Origin of the sequence: Bradyrhizobium sp. WSM1743, from assembly GCF_000473065.1 — a bacterium.
GTDB lineage: Bacteria > Pseudomonadota > Alphaproteobacteria > Rhizobiales > Xanthobacteraceae > Bradyrhizobium.
This window is the reverse complement of the sequence record NZ_KI421493.1, coordinates 54,314-73,228: the sequence shown is the minus strand read 5'-3', so window position 1 is coordinate 73,228 and position 18,915 is coordinate 54,314. Positions and strand designations below refer to the sequence as shown.

Here is an 18,915-nt window from a genome sequence, read left to right as displayed (position 1 = left end):
CTCCGCCCTCAGCCGCGCTTCATTTCGGCGAGATAGGCCCGCACCGGCTTGTCGGCCGCCGGCACGCGCTTGAGGAAGGCATCCAACTGCGGCGCGGTCTTGGACCGGATATCCGTCATCATGGCTTCCGAGACCGGCACCACCTCCATGCCGCCTTCCTTGAGGCGGTTGAGGCTGTCGATGTCGGCCTTGAGCGAGTTGGCCCAGAAGCCGGGCTCCATCTTGGCCGCGATATCCGCGACGAGCTTCTGCTGATCTGCGGAGAGTGCCTTCCAGGAATCGAGATTGACGGTGAGCATCTGCGACGACCAGACATGGTTGGTCGGGTAGACGTATTTCAGGAATTCCCAGAACTTGCCGTCGACGCCCGACACCGACGAAGTGGAGACGCCTGCCACTGCGCCAGAGGCGAGCGCGGGAATCGTCTCGCCCCAGGGGATCATCACCGCCGCCATGCCGATCGCATTCAGCATGTCGACCGCGTTCTTGTCGGGCACGCGGATCTTGATGTTCTTCAGACCTTCGACGTCGGCGACCTTCGCCTTCAGATGCAGATACTGCGTCGGCCACGGCACGATATAGAGGATCTTCTGGTTGTTGCGCGCGGCGATCTTCTCATATTCGGGCCGTACATATTTGTGCAGCACCTTGAGCTCGTCCACCGAGCCGCAGAGGAAGGGAATGCTCTCGACACCCATGAAGGGCTCGTCGCCGACCTGCTGGATGTTGAGGACGTCGGCGAGCGGCACGAGGCCGTCGCGCACGGCGCGCAGATGCTCCGGACCCTTGAAGCCGAGCTGCCCACCGGCCTTGACGGTGATGCTGACCGTGCCACCGCTCTGCTTCTTCACCTCTTCCGCGAAGGCCATCGCGTTCTGGGTGTGGAAATTGCCGTCGGGCCACACCGTCGACATGTCCCAGCTCACCGTCGCCGCCCGTGCACGGGTGGAGATGTGGCCTGCGGCGAGCAGCGTCGCTGCGCCCGCGGTGAAATTCCTTCGCGTGATCATTGCTCCCCTCCGTTCGCTATGCCCGACGCCGAATGGCGTCACCGCGCACACCCATAAACTGAAGCCGCATTGTCGGCAGACACGAGGCCGCTTTCGATGTCATCCTTGACGGCTGCCCGATCGCGCTCGGTTGGCGCACCGATGCCGGCACCTCCGGGCGTCAGCACCACGAGGCGATCATCCGGAGGCACCTGCTGAAAGCCCTTGCCGCGCAGCTTCTTGCCGGACTTCAGGCCGACATAGCCGGCCTCGCCGTTGCGGCCGCCGTCGCGGCCGCGCGGCGGATGATCGATGCGATCGAATGCAGCGAGAATGTCGAACGGCGCATCGACACCGCTGCCGACCTCGATGATCTGGCCGAGGCCGCCGCGGGTACGCCCTGCGCCGCCGGAATCCGGACGCAGCTCCTTGCGCCAGAAGATCAGTGGCGTCTGCGTTTCCGCGATCTCCACCGGCGTGCCGCGCACGCCGCTTGGGTAAGCGGTCGCCGACAGCCCGTCCTTGCCGAAGCGCGCCCCGGTGCCGCCATTGGAGGTCACCGCCATCGAGAACCCGTAATTGCCGCCGACGCCGCTTCGCGTCTGCCCGCGCACATTGAGATTCCACAGGCACGAGGTGCCTTCCGCCGGCACGCGATCGGGAATGATCTGGCGCAGGCAGCCGAACACGACGTCCGGCAGCATCTGGCCGATGATGTGGCGCGAGGCGACCGGCGCGGGCTTCGGCGCATTGAGGATCGCGCCCGCCGGCGCCGATACGGTCAGCGGTGAGAGCGAGCCGGCATTGTTCGGGATCTGCGAGGCGACGACGCAGCCGAGGCCGAACACGGTGTAGGCGGTGGTGTAGGACAAGGGCACGTTGATGCCGAATTTTGACGCAGCCGAAGTGCCGTCGAAATCGACGTGGATGCCCTGCTCCGAGATCGTCAGCATCGCCGCCAGAGTGACCGGGGCATCATAGCCGTCGACTACCATGGTGTTGCGCCAGCTGCCCTTCGGCAGCTTGGCGATCTCGGCCAGCACCGCCTCGCGCGAGCGGTCGCAGATGTAATCGCCGAGCTCGTCGAGCGTGTCGATGCCGAACTCGTTCATCATCTCGACCAGGCGCTCGCAGCCGACGTCGTTGCAGCCGGCGAGCGAATAGGTGTCGCCCTCAGTGTCTACAGGCAGCCGCGTGTTGGTGCGGATCATCGCCATCAACGTCTCGTTGACGACGCCCTGGTCGATCAGCTTCAGCATGGGGATGTAGAGCCCCTCCATGAACACGTCTGTGGCATCGGGCCCGAAGCCGATGCCGCCGATGTCCATGAGATGGCTGGTGCAGGAGAACAGCGCGACGACCTTGCCGTCCTTGAAACAGGGCGTGGTGACGACGAAGTCGTTGAGATGGCCGGTGCCCATCCAGGGATCGTTGGTGATGTAGGCATCACCCTGCTTCATCGTCTCGATCGGGAAGTGGGCGATGAAGTGCTTGACCGATTCCGCCATCGAGTTGACGTGGCCGGGCGTGCCGGTCACCGCCTGCGCCAGCATCCGCCCCTTGAGGTCGAACACGCCAGCGGAGAGGTCGCCGCATTCGCGCACGATCGGGCTGAAGGCGGTGCGGAGCAGCACCTGCGCCTGCTCCTCGACCACGGCGATCAGCCGGTGCCACATGATCTGGAGGTCGATCAGATTCGCGCCATTTGTCTTGCTCATGATCAGGCCGCCTTTCGTTCCATAACGATGCTGCCGGCACCGTCGATATGGGCGTCAAAACTGGTGGAGACGAAGGTGGAGGTTTCGTCCTCCGCAATTACGGCGGGACCGGCAATGGTCGCGCCCGGCGCCATGTCCTCGCGGCGGTAGAGCGGGATCTCGATCACCTCGCCTGCCCGGCCGTCGAAGAATTTGCGGCTGCCGGACGCCTTGGCCGCGGGCTTGCGCGCGACGGAAGCAACGGCGGGCGGATTGCGCGCCTCGGTCGTGGCAAGCACCGACCAGCTCAACACCTCGATCGCGGCGCCCGGGATCGGCCGCTCGAACATCGCGGAATAATCCGCCTCGAAGTTCTGGCGCAGGCCGGCGAGGTCAGCCGTCGTCAGCCGCCGGTTCGGCAACTCGACGGAAATCTCGTGGCCCTGGCCGACATAGCGCATGAAGGCCGCGCGGCGCTCGCGCACCGGCGCACCGGCTGCACCGGGCTCGACCAGCGCACGCGCCTCGGTCGCCATCTCCTGCAAGAGATCGGAGACCGCCTCGGTGTCGAAATCATCGAGCCGGACGTGGCGGCTGCGCACCAATTCATAGGCGATGGGAGCCGCCAGGAATCCGACGGCCGAGCCGACGCCGGCATTCGAAGGCACGATCACGCGGGAGACACCGATCTTCTCGGCGACACGCGCCGCATGCAGCGGGGCGGCACCGCCGAAGGCGATCAGCGTGTGCTGGCCGACCACGGCACCGCGCTCGACCGCATGCACGCGCGCCGCGCTCGCCATGTTCTCGCAGACGACCTCGTGCACGGCATAGGCCGCGGTTTCCGCCGACAGGCCGAGCGGCGCACCAACATCGCGCAGCAGCGCCTGTTTCGAAAGCTCCGGATCGAGCTTGATCGTGCCGGCCGCGAAGGCATCAGGATCGATCATGCCGAGCGTAACGTCCGCATCGGTCACGGCCGGGCGCTGGCCGCCGCGGCCGTAGCAGGCGGGGCCTGGCTCCGACGAGGCGCTCTCCGGGCCAACGGTGACGCGCTTCATCGCGTCGACATGCGCGATCGAGCCGCCACCGGCGCCGATCTCGACCATCTCGATCACGGGAATACGCACCGGCAGGCCGGAGCCCTTGAGGAAGCGCGCGGCGCGATCGACCTCGAACACGCGCGAGGTCTCGGGCTGGTATTTCTCGATCAGGCAGATTTTTGCCGTGGTGCCGCCCATGTCGAAGGACAGCACCTTGCTCTCGCCGAGGCGCGCCGCGATCTGCGCCGCGAAGATGGCGCCGCCGGCAGGACCGGATTCGACGAGGCGTACGGGAAAGCGACGGGCCGTCTCGATCGAGGTGACGCCGCCGCCTGACGTGACGAGATAGATCGCACCGCGGAACTGCTCGACCTGCAGGGCATCGGCCATGCGGGCAAGATATCCGTCGATCAGTGGTTGCACATAAGCGTTCGCAACCGCGGTGGAGGTGCGCTCATATTCGCGGATTTCCGGACACACGGCCGATGACACCGTCACCGAAATGCCGGGCATCTCCTCTCCGAGGATCGCGGCCGCGCGCCGCTCGTGCTCGGGATTGGCGTAGGAGTGCAGGAAAGCGATCGCGACGCTCTCGACGCCGAGCTCACGCAATTTCGGCGCGAGCGCACGCACGGCAGTCTCGTCCAGCGGGAGGCGGACGGCGCCATGGGCGTCGATGCGCTCGGGCACGGTAAAGCGTAGGGAACGCGGCGCCAGCGGCTTCGGCTTGTCGATGCTAAGATCATATTGGTCGTAGCGGCTTTCGGTGCCGATATCGAGCACGTCGCGAAAGCCCTCGGTCGCGATCAGCGCCGTTTTTGCCCCGCGGCGCTCGATGATCGCATTGGTCGCGAGCGTCGTGCCGTGAATGAAGACGTCGATGTCGCTGATATGCGCACGCGCATCAGTGAGGATGAGGCGGATGCCGTCGAGCACCGCCTGCTCGGGGCGCTGGGGCGTCGTCAGCACCTTGCGCGTCTTGCGGTCTTGTCCCACGTCCAGCACGATATCCGTGAACGTGCCACCGATATCCACGGCAAGCCGCACCTCGGCTCCCTGAAGCATTCCAAATTCTCCGTGCTGATCGCCATGATTCATGGGTGAAACTGAGCAATTTTCATACCAGCGAGCGCGCTGGTCGAGAAGGCGGTTTTGCGTGGCACCTATGCACATAACCAACGTGGCTTGGCGACCTCCCTTTGCAAATCAGGGCCGGCTGTTCGACCGGCCCTGACGACGCTTTGCGAAAGCCACATCGCTCATGAGCGGCTTGGCAGTGCGCGCATGAATTCAACGAGGGCGGCGCTGACTTCGCCTGGCCGCTCCTGCTGGGTCCAATGGCCGCATCCCGGAAGCATCTGGACCTTTCGCAGGCCAGGAACGAGAGTCTTCAGATTTGCGAGCAACTGGTCCGTTCCGGGGGAAGACAGCAGGAAGTCACGATCGCCCGCCATGTAGAGCGCGGGTATGGTGACCTGAAGGCCCGTCAAGGCACCCGTGATTTCCCAATTGCGATCGAGGTTACGGTAATAGTTTAACGCGCCGCGAAAGCCGCTTCGTCGAAACTCCTCTCCGTAATGGTCGAGGTCGCTTTCGCTGATCCAGGATGGCAACGTTGCCGGTGCACCGGGTCCTTGCAGGAAACCGCCGCCCTTCGGGACCATCGCAAGGTTCGTCGCTGTCCCGCCGGCCGCGCGAGCCGCGGCCACGCCGTCGCCGGACGCGCCAAACAGCATGTTGCGAAGAGTCGCGCGCGGATCGCGCCCGAGTTCGGCTTCCGCAGGTCCCGGCTCCTGGAAATAGAGCTGGTAGAACTGCGCAGTCTCGGTGCGCGGCATCAGGGTGGTCGGCGGCGCCTTGGCGCGCGGCCGGAACGGAACGCTGAGGGCGGCGATGGCCCTGAAGCGATCAGGTCGCGTGAGCGCCGCCTGCCAGGCGACGCTGGCGCCCCAATCATGCCCGACGATGACGGCGGTCGGTGCGCCCAATGCGTCGAGAATGCCGACCATGTCACCGACGAGATGCAGGATCGTATATTGGTCGATCGCCTGCGGCGCCTCGCTCTTGCCGTAGCCGCGCATGTCGGGAGCGACCACGTGGAAGCCGGTCGCAGCAAGATCGTTGATCTGATGCCGCCAAGAGTACCACGTCTCGGGAAAACCGTGGACCAGCAGCACCAGCGGCCCTTCGCCCTGTTCGGCAATGTTGATGCGGATCCCGTTGGCTTCGATAATTCGTTGCGTCGTCCTGGTCATCTTGTCATCCCGTTCCGAACTCGCTGCAAAGGCGCTTGACGTCACTGCGTGTGGCGCCGCTTGCAATGCGAGCGGGGCCAGGGCCGCGGTCAAAAACCGGCGTCTGTCCATGAGCATTCCTCCCGGCTAGGCCTTCGCCCTGGCGGCGGGCGCCTGCGCGAGCAACTCGGCTTGTCGCTCGCGTACGAATTGCTCGAACGTCTTCGGCTCCGCACCACCGATCTTCGCGATGGTATCGGTCACAGCGAAGCGTGCGGTCTCGGCCGAGAGCCGGGCGGCCCGGAGCGACTTCCAGAGCGAGGAGAGATGTTCGACCGCATGCGCGTTCCAGCCTCGCGACAGAACTTCGTTGCGCCATTCCGCGTCGCTGATTTCCTCGTAGTGGACGTCCCTGTCGAAGACGCGCGCAAACGCCCCGACGATGTCTGCAATGGAGTTGACGCTCCCGATGATGGGATATGCGGATTCCGCGGCTTGCCGCGAACCCGTGAGCAGGCCGACGGCGACCCGGGCCACGTCCTCAGCCGAGATCAACGGCAGAAGGGTGCTTTCGTCTCCGAGCGGCAGGCGGATGGCGCCGCGCTCCGGCAGGCTGGCCCCGACAAGTCGCGCCACGTTCTCGTAGAAGACGGTGGCCCGCAGATGCAGCGGCCCGACGCCGGCCCATTCGAAGACCTGCTCGGACAAATAGTTCTGCCGCATCCGCGGTGTCGGTGCGTCGATCGACGACTGGTACATCACGAGATTGACGAGCCGGGAAACGCCATGCCGGCGCGCGGCGAACGCCATCGCCGCGGTTGCCTCGGCCAGTCCGTCTTGGACCGGATAGGCGAAATAGATCGACGAGACGCCTTTCGCTGCCTGCTCGACTGAGCGGACGTCGAGGAAATCGCCGGCGAATATCTCGGCGCCGAGTGACTTCAGCCGGTCGGAGCGGCTGTCGATCTGGCGCACGAATGCACGAACGTGATGACCGCGCCGGAGCAGCATTTCGGACACGTGCCGGCCCGTCTGGCCCTGGGTGCCTCCTGCCGCGGAGGTCACGAGGATAACTTCTGTCATGTCTCGATCCTTTCCCGTCTCACTTCGTTCTGGTACGATGCAGTACCACACGAGGCTCGATATGGTACCACACGGTACCGAGTCAAGAGGAAGCAGGGGGAAGTTTGCGTCGATGAGTCCGAAGATCGAGCCGACCGAGGCGGATGCTGAGGGATTGGAGGTCCGGAAGCGGATCCTGGGTGCGGCGCTTTCCGCGTTCGTGGAAGGTGGCTACGCGCAGACCAGCACCCTGGAGATCGCGACGCGTGCACGGGTCTCAAAGCGCGAGCTTTATTCCCTGTTCGGCAACAAGGAGGCGATGCTGGTTGCGTGCATCACCGAGCGCGCCCAGCGGATCAAGGCGCCGGTGGACCTGCCCGCGGTCCGCGACAGGGGGATGCTGGCGAAAGTGCTCACCGCGTTCGGGACGAAGCTTCTGACGGAAACGACCGACCCGGTGGTCGTTGCCGTGTTCCGGCTGGCGATATCCGAAGCCGTCCACGCACCAAAGGTCGCCCATGCGCTGGATAGCATTGCCCGCAAGCCCACCCGCGATTCGCTCCGGACGATCATGGCGAACGCCAGATCGACGGATCTCGTCGCCGGGGAGCCGGACGCCATGGCCGAGACCTTCCTGGCGCTGTTATGGGGAGACCTGATGACGGGTCTGCTGCTGCAGGCGATCAACCGCCCGAGCACCAGCGAGATCTCGCGGCGCGCGAGCGGGGCGTCAACAGCATTCCTGAAGCTCCATCCGACGCCCGGCTGACCGCGCTGTTCAGAGCAGGAATGCAAGCGCCGCTTCGCAGCGCTCCTCGACCTTGAGCGTCAGGAGATCGTCGGCGCGGGTGCGGCCGAGATTGACCGCCGCGATCGGAATGTTGCGGCGCGCGGCCGCCTGCACGAAGCGGAAGCCGGAATAGACCATCAGCGAGGAGCCGACGATCAGCATGGCGTCGGCCTCTGCCAGATGATCCTGCGCGGTGGCAACGATGTCGCGGGGGACGTTCTCACCGAAGAACACGACGTCGGGCTTGAGGATGCCGCCGCAGGATTGGCATGGCGGCACTTTGAAGGCGGAAAAATCCTCGTGCTCCAGATCGGCGTCGCCGTCAGGTGCATCCGCCGCGTCGAGCGTCAGCCATGCGGCGTTCGCGCAGCCAAGATCGTGCTGAAACTCGTCGCGCGGCGTCTTGCGGCCGCAGCCCATGCAGCGGACAAGATCGAGCCGCCCGTGCAGGTCGATCACCTGCCGGTGGCCGGCCGACTGATGCAGCCGATCGACGTTCTGCGTCAACAGCATCCCGCACCGGCCGTTCGCCTCGAGGCGCGCAAGCGCATGATGCGCATCGTTCGGTCTCGCCTGACCGAACCGCCGCCAGCCGATCAGGCTGCGCGCCCAATAGCGCCGGCGCGTATGCGCGTCCGACATGAAGGCCTGGAAATTGACCGGCTGGGTCCGCTTCCAATTGCCTTGGCTGTCGCGGTAGTCGGGAATGCCTGAATTGGTGCTGCAGCCGGCGCCGGTCAGCACGAACAGATTTTCGTGCCGGCCGATGAAATCCTGGAGCGGAGGGTTTGCCAGCGGAGCATTGGTCATGGCGGAGATGTAGTTCGCGCGGGCGGGTTTTGCCAGATCACGACAGTCGCGGCGTACAGCCGCCCGGATCGGCGGCTATCGCGGAGGCCGGCGCCCGGTGAGGTCGAGCGGACGCGCCTTCTCTTGTCCTGCAATGCGGGCGGCTTGCTGCAGCGTCAGCCGAAACTCGTCCCGCTTCTCGTGCACCGAGGCTATCGCATGCCCGACCGCAACTCCGAGGCCGACCAATGCGGCTTCCGAAAGCTGCAGGCTTGCCTCGATCGTTTCCGGCACTGCATCGGTGGCGCCGATCGCATAGAGGTGACGGGCATGATCAGCATCCCGCGCCCGTGAAACGATCAGCACATCCGACCGCACCGCGCGGATCCGCTCGACGACAGCATCAATCGCTGGTCGCGACTGGATGGTGATGATCACACCGGTCGTCTGCATCAGGCCGCAGGCTTCGAGGAAGCCCGGTTCTGTCGCATCACCAAAATAGACCTTGTGACCGTCGCGGCGGTCGCGCGCCACGGCGACCGGGTCGTGATCGACGGCGATGTAGTCCAGGCCATGGCTGGTCAGCAGCGAGCAGACGACCTTTCCAACGCGGCCGTAGCCGACCACGATGGCCTGAGCCCGGTCGCCGGGCGGCCGAACCGCGAGTTCAGGATCGAGCGCACGCTCGTGACCGAGCTTCGCGGCCAATCGTCGTCCGAGCATGCCCAGAAGCGGCGTCAAGGCCATCGTCACGGCGGTGATGGCGACGGCAAAGCTCGACACGCGAGGTTCGATCAGGCCGCCGGCCGCCGCCATTCCGATGCTGACGAAAGCGAATTCGCCGACCGGACCCAGCAGGAAGCCGATCTCGATTGCCGCCGGCCATGAGAGCCTGAAGAGGCGGCCGAGGATGATGAGTACGATTGCCTTGCCGGCGAGAATGCCGATAACGGCAACCAGCAGCCAACCAGGCTCGCGCATGAACACGCGAAAGTCGATGGCCATGCCCACCGTGAAGAAGAAGATGCCCAGCAGCAAGCCCTTGAACGGCTCGACGGCGGCCTCGATGGCCTTGCCATACTCGGTCTCCGCCAGCATCAGTCCTGCGACGAATGCTCCGAGCGCCATCGACAGGCCGGCTTGGTGTGCGGCAAGCCCTGCGCCGACGATGACGAACAAGGTGGCGGCAACAAACAATTCCGTCGAATGGGTGCCCGCAACCATCTGGAACAGCGGACGCATCAGCAGCCGTCCGAGCAGAGTGAGGGCCGCGACCGCCAGCGCGGCCTTCAGGACCGCACTGGAGATGTGCGCCACGACGGAGCCGCCGCTGCCTGCGCCGAGCACCGAGACGAAAACCAGAATGGGAACGACCGCAAGGTCCTGGGCCAGCAGCACCGAGAAGCTGGCGCGCCCGGCAGTGGTGGAAAGCCGCCTCTCGGCGGACAGGAGTTCGAGCACGATCGCCGTCGAGGACAGCGCAAGGCTCGCGCCGAGGATGACGGCCGTGTCGGAGTTCTGCCCGAAGAGCAGCGTCGCGCTGAAGATCATGGCTGATGTCACCAGGACCTGCAGGCCGCCAAGCCCGAACACCAGGCGTCGCATCGTGACGAGCCGCCTGAACGACAATTCGAGCCCGATCAGGAATAGCAGGAACACGATGCCGAGATTGGCGATACCCTCGACGTTCTGCGCGTCCGCCACCGTGAACCAGTAAAGGAACGGGAGTTGCTGTACGAGCGAGCCGAGCCCGAGCGGACCGAGAATGGCGCCGGCACCGAGATAGCCCAGCACGGGGTTGATACCCCAATGGCGGACAATCGGCACCACGACGCCGGCGGTACCGAGGACCACCAGCGCGTCACTGTAGGCATTGATGTTGATGGTTGTGGTCACAAGCCCTTCATGTGTCGCCGCTTGCCAATAGCGGCAGCGTCGTCCACGGTCGATAGCACACGGCGCCGCAGACCCCTACCCGGCCCTGACCTCTATCCCCGCGCGGGACACGCGTGTTCCGAAGCTGACGTTCAACTCGCCCAGTTCTCCCGGAATTCCGGAAACAGCGTCAGGCCACCGCAGGCATAGATCGTCTGCCCTGTGATGTAGCTCGCATCATCCGAGGCGAGGAAGGCGAACACGGCGGCGATCTCTTCCGGCGTGCCGACGCGGCCCATGGGAATGTGGCTGGTGACGACGCCGCGTTTTTCCGGATCGCCCGTCCAAGCCGTGTTGATCGGCGTGTCGATTGCGCCGGGACCGACCGCGTTGACGCGGATGCCGCGGCCGGCGAACTCCAGCGCCAGCGTGCGCGTCAGACCGGCCATGCCGCCCTTGCTGATCGAATAGGCGAGATAGCCGGGCTTCGGGATGATCTGGTGGACGCTGGAGCAGTTGATGATGGAGCCCCGTCCGCCGCGCGCGACGAAATGGGCGAGCGCCTTCTGCGCGCAGAGCACGGCGCCGTTGAGATTGACGTCGATGATCCGGCGATAGGTTTCGACGTCCAGCGCCTCGCTCGGCGACTCCCTCTGAAAGCCGGCATTGTTGACGAGGCAGTCGAGCCGCTTCCAGCGCGCCAGAATGGTCTCGAACATCGCTGCGATGTCCCCCTCATTGCCGACGTCGGCCTTGACGATGATGTGATCGAGCTTGCCGTGGCCGCGGTCGCTCGAGGCCGTCCGCGCAAGGGCGAGCGTTTCCTCGGCCCTCCTAGGATGATCGAAATAGTTGATGGCAACCGTCGCGCCCTCCTGGGCGAGGCGGATGGCGACGGCGCGGCCGATCCCCTGCGAGGCGCCGGTCACCAGCGCGTATTGACCAACGAGGCGCGACGGAAAGGAGGTTGAGCGATCGGTTTGTGGCATGAGTTATCTCCGGGATGCCTGATCATCGACGGAACCGGCTTTTTGTTCCATCTCCGAGAGCATTGCTGCGGTTCATCCGGCGCGCCGCGTCAGCCGCGAGCTCAGGATCTGATACAGGATGATGGCGCCAAAAGTCGCGGTGCCGATCCCGCCGATCGTGAACGCGCCGAATTTGAGCGTGAGGTCACCTGCGCCCGCGGTCAGCGCCACGGCGACGGTGATCAGGTTTGCAGGATTGGCGAAGTCGACCTTGTTCTCGACCCAGATTCGTCCCGCCATCGCCGCGATCAATCCGAACAGCACGATCGAGAGGCCGCCGATGACTGCGCCGGGGATCGACAGGATCAACGCACCGAATTTCGGCGAGAAGCCGAGCAGGATCGACACAATGGCTGCGAAGGCGAACAGCAAGGTCGAATAGACCTTCGTCGCCGCCATGACGCCGATGTTCTCGGCATAGGTGGTGACGCCGGTGCCGCCGCCGCAGGCCGCCACGATGGTCGCAAGGCTGTCGGCGAACAGGGCGCGGCCGAGATAGGCATCGAGGCTTCGGCCCGTCATGGCGCCGACGGCCTTGATGTGCCCGAGGTTCTCGGCGACGAGAATCACCGCAACAGGCGCAATCAGAAAGATTGCATCGGCCTGAAAGGTCGGCGTGGTGAAATTCGGCAGGCCGAGCCACGGCGCGGCCGAGAGCTGACTGAAGTCGATCGGCTTGCCGAATCCGAGGCCGTTCGCGAACAGCAAGTACAAGAGATATCCGCCAACCGCGCCGAGGATGATCGGCAGGCGGCGCCACAGGCCTGGCGCGGCAACGGCGACCACGCCGATCATCAGGACGGTCGCGAGCCCGATCCAGGTGTCGAACGCGCCTCCGATCACCGCCTTGATCGCCACGGGCGCGAGGTTGAGGCCGATCGCGGCGACGACGGCGCCGGTGACGGCCGGCGGCAGCAGCCTTTCGATCCAGCCAACGCCGGACCACATCACGATCAGCGAAATCAGGCCGTACAGCACGCCGGCGCCGACGATGCCGCCGAGCGCAACCGACAGGTTCGGGTTCGGCCCCTGCCCGGCATAGCCGGTGGCGGCGATGACGACGGCGATGAAGGCGAAGCTCGAGCCGAGATAGCTCGGCACGCGCCCGGCGACGATGACGAAGAAGATCAGAGTGCCGATGCCGGAGAACAGGACCGCAACATTGGGATCGAATCCCATCAACAGCGGCGCGATGATCGTCGAGCCGGACATCGCGACGCAATGCTGGAGACCGGAGACAATGGTCTGCCCCCAGGACAGCCGCTCCTCCGGCATGATCACGCCCGAGGTCTTCAACGTCCAACGTGGAAAATAGCCTTGCTGGTTCGAGCCTGTTGCAGTCGACATGTTCCCCCCAAGTGCTTCCCCCAAGTGCTTCCCCCAGGTGCTTCCCCCAAGTGCGGCGCGGCGATCGATCTTCGTGCGAACAGACAAAAATGTGATTGTCGCTTCTGCAGCGGCCATCACATGATGCAGCCCATGCAAGATTCAAATCCTGCAAGATCAATGCGTTCCGGGGCTCACTCTATGACACAAGTCGCGATCCAGCCAGCCGTCCATCGCCGGCACCAGCCCTGGTACAAAATCCTTTACGTCCAGGTGCTGATCGCGATCGCGCTCGGTGTGCTCATCGGCTATTTCTATCCCGATCTCGGCAAAGCCTTGAAGCCGCTCGGCGACAGCTTCATCGCGCTGATCAAGATGATGATCGCGCCTGTCATCTTCTGCACCGTGGTGCACGGCATCTCCTCGATGGGCGATCTCAAGCGTGTCGGCCGGGTCGGGCTGAAATCGCTGATCTATTTCGAGACGGTCTCGACCGTCGCGCTCGCGATCGGACTCCTGGTCGGCGAGATCCTCCAGCCCGGACACGGCTTCAACATCGATCCCGCCACGATCGACCCGAAATCGCTGGCGACCTACGTCACCAAGGCCAAGGAGGAGGGCATCGTCGCCCATCTGATGGCAATCATCCCCGACAGCTATCTGGGCGCCATCGCACGCGGCGACCTCTTGCAGGTGCTGCTGATCTCGATTCTCTCCGGGTTCGCCATCGCCTTCCTCGGCAAGGCCGGCGAACCCATTGCGGACGCGATCGACAAGGCCGCAAAAATGTTCTTCGGCATTATCCGCATCATCGTGCGCGTCGCGCCGATCGGCGCCTTCGGCGCAATGGCGTTTACCGTCGGCGCCTACGGCCTCGGCTCGCTGCTCAATCTTGCCGCGCTGATCGGCACGTTCTATCTCACCAGCATCCTGTTCGTGCTGATCGTGTTAGGTGCGATCGCCCGCCTCGTCGGCTTCTCGATCCTGCGCTTCATCGCCTATATCAAGGACGAGCTCCTGATCGTGCTGGGTACCTCGTCCTCCGAGACGGTGCTGCCGCAGATGATTCAGAAGATGGAGCTTCTCGGCGCCTCGCGCTCGGTGGTCGGCCTCGTGATTCCGACCGGCTACAGCTTCAACCTCGACGGCACCAATATCTACATGACGCTGGCGACGTTGTTCCTGGCGCAGGCCACCAACACGCATCTGACCATCTGGCAGGAGCTCGGCATCCTCGGCATCGCCATGATCACCTCGAAGGGGGCCTCGGGCGTGACCGGCGCCGGCTTCATCACGCTCGCAGCGACGCTCTCGATCGTGCCTGATATTCCGATCCAGTCGATCGCGATCCTGGTCGGCATCGACAAGTTCATGAGCGAATGCCGCGCGCTGACCAATCTGATCGGCAATGGCGTCGCCTGCGTCGTCATCAGCATTTCCGAAGGCGAGCTCGACCGCGATGCGCTGCACGAGACCATGGCCCATCCGCTTGAGATCGGCGAGTCGCTGGAACCGCGTGGAGGTGCGTGAAACCTCGTTCAGTTCCATGCGGTAGTTTCCCGGAGTGGAAAATTGGCGCGGCACGGGTCACAACTACGGCGTTGGGATCACGGATTGATACTCATTTTTTCCGCCCGACGCGCTGAGGGCAGGGCGTCGGGCGTTTGAAAATCTTCACCAGGATTGTGCGGCGCTGACGTCCCGGTCGGCCTATCGCGATCAACCCTTGAGCGCGGTGACCACCACTTCGATCAGCGCGCCGCCGCCGAGATCGGCGACGCCGACGGTGGCGCGGGTGGGCAGATTGTCGCCGAAGAACTCGGTCCAGGCTGCGTCCATCTCCTTCTTCTTGGAGAGATCCGTGACGAAGATCGAGGCGCTGACCACACGCGACTTGTCGGTTCCCGCTTCTTTCAGATAGCCGGCGATCTTGCCGAGGATGTTGCGGGTCTGGTCGCCCATCGAGACCGAGGTGTCGTCAGCGATGGTGCCACCGAGGAAGACGAAGCCGTTGGCCTCGACGGCGCGATGCATGATCGGCGTGCGGATGCTGCGGGTGATGCTCATGATGTCCTCATTGTTGGAGCGTGGAAGGATGGAAGCGGTCGATGCCGAGATCGCTGACGCGGGTCTGGGTTCCGCCGTCGACGATCAGCTCGGCCATGACGGCGCCGGCGCCGGGGCCGAGCTGGAAGCCGTGCAGCGAAAAGCCGAACTGGTGATAGAGGCCCTTGTGGCGGGAGCTAGGCCCGAACACGGGAATGTCGTCCTTCATCTTCGCCTCGATGCCGGCCCAGGCGCGGACAATCGTGGCGCTGCGCATCACCGGGAACAGCTCGAAAACGGTCTGCGCGCTGGTCGCAAGGCTCTTCCAGTCCAGCACCGTCTCGTTGCGGTTCTGATAGGGTGTCGCCAGATGGCCGCCGCCGATCAGCACAGTGCCGTTCTTGAACTGCTTGAAGGAGAGCTTTCGCCCACGCAGGATCACGACGGGGTCGATGAAGTGCGGCACGCGCGAGGTGATCATCAGCATCGGCGCCACGGTCTCGACCGGCACGGGCTCGCCGAGATCAGCCGCGATCCTGCCGGCCCAGGCGCCGGCGGCATTGACCAGTACCGGCGCGGCAAAACTCTCCGAACCGACATCGACGTGCCAGAGACCATCGCTGTAGCGGATGTTTCTGGCCGCTACGCCTTCGCGCACGGTCGCACCTAACTGCTCCGCCTTGCGGCGGAATGCCGTCGTCGTCTGCGCCGGATTGGCCGCGCCGTCGCGGCGCGACACCACGCCGCCGGGACACGTCTCGGCCACCGCAGGAACCAACCGGCGCAATTCCGCTGCGTCGATCAGCTCCTCATGGGTGAAGCCGAGCGCGTTGAGCTCGGCAACACGCGCGCGGCAGACGGCGAGCTCGTCCTCGTTCTCGGCGACGAGGACCTGGCCGTGACTCTCGAAGCTGCAGTCGTCATCAACAAGCTCAGTGATCTTCTCCCAGATGCCCATCGAACGGATCGAGAGCGGAATCTCGGGAATGTGCCGCGCGAGCTGGCGTACACCGCCGGCATTGACGCCGGAGGCGTGGCGGCCGGCATAGTCCTTCTCGATTAGCACCGGCTTCAGGCCGGCAAGGCACAGATGCAGCGCGGTCGAGCATCCGTGGATGCCGCCGCCAATGACGATTGCATCCACGTGTCTGCTCATCCGCGCACCACGGCCTTGACGTCGGCCTCGCTCTTCGGAACAGCAGCGAGCTCGGCGAGCATGATCGGCTTCACCGGCGCGCGCAGCCGGTAATAGCCGATGTCCTGCGGGGTCTTGCCCCGCGCCTGTGCCATCAGCTCGGTGACGGTGAGGCCGCAGAGCCGGCCCTGACACGGGCCCATGCCGGTGCGGCGATAGGCCTTGAGTTGGTTCGGCCCGGTCGCACCGATCGCGACGGAATCCAGAACGTCCTTTGCCGTCACCTCTTCGCAACGGCAAACGATGGTATCGCCTGAGGGAATCCGGAACTGTGGCGCGGGGCGGAACAGCGTGTCGAGGAACAGGCGGCCACGCTCGGCCTTGGCGAGATCGGAACGGAGCGTTGCCATTGCGGGAAGGTTTGCGGCAGCCGCAGGGGCCAGTGCTTCCACAGCGGCGCGCGCGGCAATGCGACCGCGCACCACGGCTGCATTGGCACCACCGATGCCCGCGCCATCGCCGGCGATTGCGATGCCGGCGACCGACGAATTGCCGCTCGCGTCCAGCACCGGCGACCAGCACAGTTGCAGATCATCCCAGCGATGCTCAATGCCGGCCGCCATCGCCAGATTAACGTTGGGCACCACGCCCTGATGCAGCAGCAACAGATCCGCGGGAATGGTCTCGCGCTTGCCGCCGGCAACATAGCTGACGCTCGCGAGCTGACCATCGCCCGATGCCGCAAGCTCAGTGACGCCCGACACGACCTGAACTTTCGCCTTCACCTCGCGCATCATCGACAGGCCCTTGGCGAAATAAGGCGAGGTCAGGAAGGCGAAGGCATGAGGCAGCGCCGCGAAGTAGTTGCCGCGCTCGGTGGTATCGAGGATGCGATCGATGCGGCCGCCGAGCCGCAAGATCTGCGCGGCGAGCAGCCAGAGCAGCGGGCCCTGGCCTGCGATCACGGTGCGCCCGTCGGGCACCAGCGCCGAGGACTTCAGCATGGTCTGGGCCGCGCCTGCGGTCATCACACCTGGCAGCGTCCAGCCGGGAATCGGGAACGGCCGCTCCAGCGCACCGGTCGCAAGGATCACGCGCTTCGCCTTGACGAAGGCCGAGGCGCCGCCGATCGAGACGGCGATGTCGAGGTTGCGGTCGAGGCTCCAGACCGTGGCACGCTGGATCACCTCCGCGTTGCTCGCGCGCAGCGACTGCACGAGATCAGCACCGACCCAATAGTCCGCGCCGAGCTGATTGCGGTCGGTGACCGGCGTCGAAGAAATCGCGCGGAACACCTGGCCGCCGGGGCCGATGTTCTCGTCGAGGAGCAGCGTCGACAGGCCGGCTTCGGCGGAGGTCGCCGCGGCAGCGAGACCCGCAGGCCCCGCGCCGATCACCACGACGTCGTAGTCGTCGCGCTTGGGAGCCACACTCATTTTCCGATCTCCCGCTTGCCCTTCTGGATTTCGATCTGCATGCCCTCGGCGACGGGCACGAGGCAGCCCTGGCGGTTGCCGACGCCATCGATGGTGACGAGACAGTCGAAGCACACGCCCATCATGCAGTAGGGCAGACGCGGGGCGCCGCTCACTGCGGTGGAACGGCGTGCGTCCTGACCGGATGCCAATAGCGCGGCGGACACGGTGTCGCCCTGGCGCGCCGCGACGGCAACGCCGTCGACGAAGATCTGCACCTGTGGGCGCTCGTCCTGTTCGGATCGTCTAAACATGGGATGCCCCTTGGCTTCTTGTGATCTCTAGTAACCGCTACTGTTGGCAGCGCCTGCGCCACCAAAGCGGCTGGCCGAAAACGCACCGACCAGCTCAGGCTCGAGCGCGCCCTGCGCCACCATGCGCGCGATCTCGAAGGCGTGGTTGGAGGCGAGCGTCACGCCGGAATGGCAGCAGGCAACGAAGGCGCCGGGATGCGTCTCCGACTGGTCGTAGATCGGAAAGCCGTCCTGCGGCATCACGCGAATGCCGGACCAGCTCCTGATCACGTTGAGCCGCGCTAGATGCGGGAACATGCGCTGCGCGCGATCGGCCATGACGCCGCTGATCGACGGCTTCACCGTGCGATCATCCAGCTCGTCCTCCTTGCTGTCGCCGATCATCACCGTGCCCTCGTCGGTCTGGCGAATCGTGGTCAGCGGATGCGGCAGGAACGGCATGGTGCGCTCGGTCACGACGACCTGGCCGCGGGTCGGCCCCATCGGCGCGTAAAGACCGACCATCGGCGCCAGCGTCTGGTTGGCATTGCCGGCGGCGAGCACGATTTTGGCGGCACGCAGCTCGCCCTTCGGCGTGGTCAGGCGGAATTCGCCGCTGCTCTTGCTGATCGCCGAGACCGGACGCTCCGGAAAATAGTCGATGCCGAACGCCCTGAAGCCGGTGTGGAACGCGCGAAACGTGCGCAGCGAATTGACGTGGCCATCCAGCGGACAATAGCTGCCGCCGGACACTTCCGGCCCGATCAGCGGCAGCGCCTTCTTCACTTCGGATGCGGGGAGCATCTCCATCTTGTAGTCGGCCGCGCCGGCCTGGTTGTGCATGCGCTTGACGAGCTCGGTGCGCTGGCCGAATTCGTCCTCACCGAGGGTGAGATGAAAGCCGCCGTTCTGCTGCAGCGAGACATCGAGACCGGTCTGCTGCTTCAGCTCCGAGGCGAGCCGGCCCCATGCCTGCGACGCCTGCACGGTCCACACCGTATAGGCCGGCATGCCGAGCCCTTTGCTCTGCACCCAGACCAGCGCAAAGTTCGCGCGCGAGGCGCGCTTGGTGATGTCGCCCTCGTCGAGCACGGCAACCCTCTTGCCGAGGCGGCCGAGGCCCCAGGCAATGGCGGAGCCGAGCAGTCCGCCGCCGACGACGGCGACGTCGTAATCCGTTCGCATAGGTTCTC

Annotated in this window: 16 protein-coding genes; 2 read left to right on the top strand and 14 right to left on the bottom strand. The window is 65.1% G+C overall.

The window, feature by feature from the left end; all coding sequences use genetic code 11:
- Positions 1–8: 8 nt before the first annotated feature.
- From YU9_RS0139300 to YU9_RS44980, 5 genes are all read right to left on the bottom strand, one after another.
- Complete coding sequence (locus YU9_RS0139300; RefSeq protein ID WP_027577575.1) at positions 9–1,010, bottom strand: TRAP transporter substrate-binding protein; 1,002 nt, start codon at positions 1,008–1,010, stop codon at positions 9–11.
- Between the two features lie 38 nt (positions 1,011–1,048).
- On the bottom strand, positions 1,049–2,707 hold the full coding sequence (locus tag YU9_RS0139295) for a hydantoinase B/oxoprolinase family protein (RefSeq protein ID WP_027577574.1): 1,659 nt from the start codon (positions 2,705–2,707) through the stop codon (positions 1,049–1,051).
- A 2-nt stretch (positions 2,708–2,709) separates the two neighbouring features.
- A complete protein-coding gene (locus YU9_RS0139290; protein WP_027577573.1) occupies positions 2,710–4,794 on the bottom strand; it encodes a hydantoinase/oxoprolinase family protein in 2,085 nt (694 codons plus the stop codon).
- Between the two features lie 194 nt (positions 4,795–4,988).
- Positions 4,989–5,984, bottom strand: coding sequence for an alpha/beta fold hydrolase (locus YU9_RS0139285; RefSeq protein ID WP_027577572.1), 996 nt, complete (start codon positions 5,982–5,984; stop codon positions 4,989–4,991).
- A gap of 126 nt (positions 5,985–6,110) precedes the next feature.
- The gene (locus tag YU9_RS44980; RefSeq protein ID WP_051380685.1) at positions 6,111–7,046 is read right to left on the bottom strand and encodes an NAD(P)H-binding protein; all 936 of its coding nucleotides are present in this window, start codon (positions 7,044–7,046) and stop codon (positions 6,111–6,113) included.
- A 112-nt stretch (positions 7,047–7,158) separates the two neighbouring features.
- Here YU9_RS44980 and YU9_RS0139275 point away from each other — a divergent pair, with 112 nt between their 5' ends.
- Positions 7,159–7,794: a TetR/AcrR family transcriptional regulator gene (locus YU9_RS0139275; protein WP_027577571.1), complete on the top strand. Its 636-nt coding sequence runs from the start codon at positions 7,159–7,161 to the stop codon at positions 7,792–7,794.
- 9 nt (positions 7,795–7,803) lie between these two features.
- Here the strand turns inward: YU9_RS0139275 and YU9_RS0139270 are convergent, their stop codons facing one another.
- The 4 genes from YU9_RS0139270 to YU9_RS0139255 all read right to left on the bottom strand — a co-directional run bounded on the left by YU9_RS0139270 (position 7,804) and on the right by YU9_RS0139255 (position 12,854).
- Positions 7,804–8,625, bottom strand: a complete 822-nt coding sequence (locus YU9_RS0139270; RefSeq protein WP_027577570.1) for an NAD-dependent protein deacetylase — start codon at positions 8,623–8,625, stop codon at positions 7,804–7,806.
- Positions 8,626–8,700: 75 nt separating this feature from the next.
- Positions 8,701–10,500, bottom strand: a complete 1,800-nt coding sequence (locus YU9_RS0139265) for a cation:proton antiporter (protein ID WP_027577569.1) — start codon at positions 10,498–10,500, stop codon at positions 8,701–8,703.
- A 131-nt stretch (positions 10,501–10,631) separates the two neighbouring features.
- Positions 10,632–11,468, bottom strand: a complete 837-nt coding sequence (locus YU9_RS0139260) for an SDR family oxidoreductase (protein ID WP_027577568.1) — start codon at positions 11,466–11,468, stop codon at positions 10,632–10,634.
- Between the two features lie 72 nt (positions 11,469–11,540).
- The gene (locus tag YU9_RS0139255) at positions 11,541–12,854 is read right to left on the bottom strand and encodes a solute carrier family 23 protein (RefSeq protein WP_027577567.1); all 1,314 of its coding nucleotides are present in this window, start codon (positions 12,852–12,854) and stop codon (positions 11,541–11,543) included.
- Positions 12,855–13,034: 180 nt separating this feature from the next.
- On the opposite strand from YU9_RS0139255, the gene YU9_RS0139250 reads away from it, so the two are divergent.
- Positions 13,035–14,363 (top strand): dicarboxylate/amino acid:cation symporter, encoded by a 1,329-nt coding sequence (locus YU9_RS0139250; RefSeq protein ID WP_027577566.1) that lies wholly within the window; start codon positions 13,035–13,037, stop codon positions 14,361–14,363.
- Between the two features lie 189 nt (positions 14,364–14,552).
- Here YU9_RS0139250 and YU9_RS0139245 read toward each other — a convergent pair whose 3' ends face one another.
- From YU9_RS0139245 to YU9_RS0139225, 5 genes are read right to left on the bottom strand one after another with little or no spacing between them, the layout of a single operon-like run.
- Positions 14,553–14,900 (bottom strand): RidA family protein, encoded by a 348-nt coding sequence (locus YU9_RS0139245; RefSeq protein WP_025034068.1) that lies wholly within the window; start codon positions 14,898–14,900, stop codon positions 14,553–14,555.
- Positions 14,901–14,907: 7 nt separating this feature from the next.
- The gene (locus tag YU9_RS0139240) at positions 14,908–16,035 is read right to left on the bottom strand and encodes an FAD-binding oxidoreductase (protein WP_027577565.1); all 1,128 of its coding nucleotides are present in this window, start codon (positions 16,033–16,035) and stop codon (positions 14,908–14,910) included.
- Complete coding sequence (locus YU9_RS0139235) at positions 16,032–17,450, bottom strand: NAD(P)/FAD-dependent oxidoreductase (protein WP_027577564.1); 1,419 nt, start codon at positions 17,448–17,450, stop codon at positions 16,032–16,034. The genes YU9_RS0139240 and YU9_RS0139235 overlap by 4 nt, the downstream gene beginning before the upstream one ends.
- Complete coding sequence (locus YU9_RS0139230) at positions 17,447–17,743, bottom strand: (2Fe-2S)-binding protein (protein WP_027577563.1); 297 nt, start codon at positions 17,741–17,743, stop codon at positions 17,447–17,449. The genes YU9_RS0139235 and YU9_RS0139230 overlap by 4 nt, the downstream gene beginning before the upstream one ends.
- Before the next feature lie 27 nt (positions 17,744–17,770).
- Complete coding sequence (locus YU9_RS0139225) at positions 17,771–18,907, bottom strand: FAD-binding oxidoreductase (RefSeq protein WP_027577562.1); 1,137 nt, start codon at positions 18,905–18,907, stop codon at positions 17,771–17,773.
- Positions 18,908–18,915: the final 8 nt, after the last annotated feature.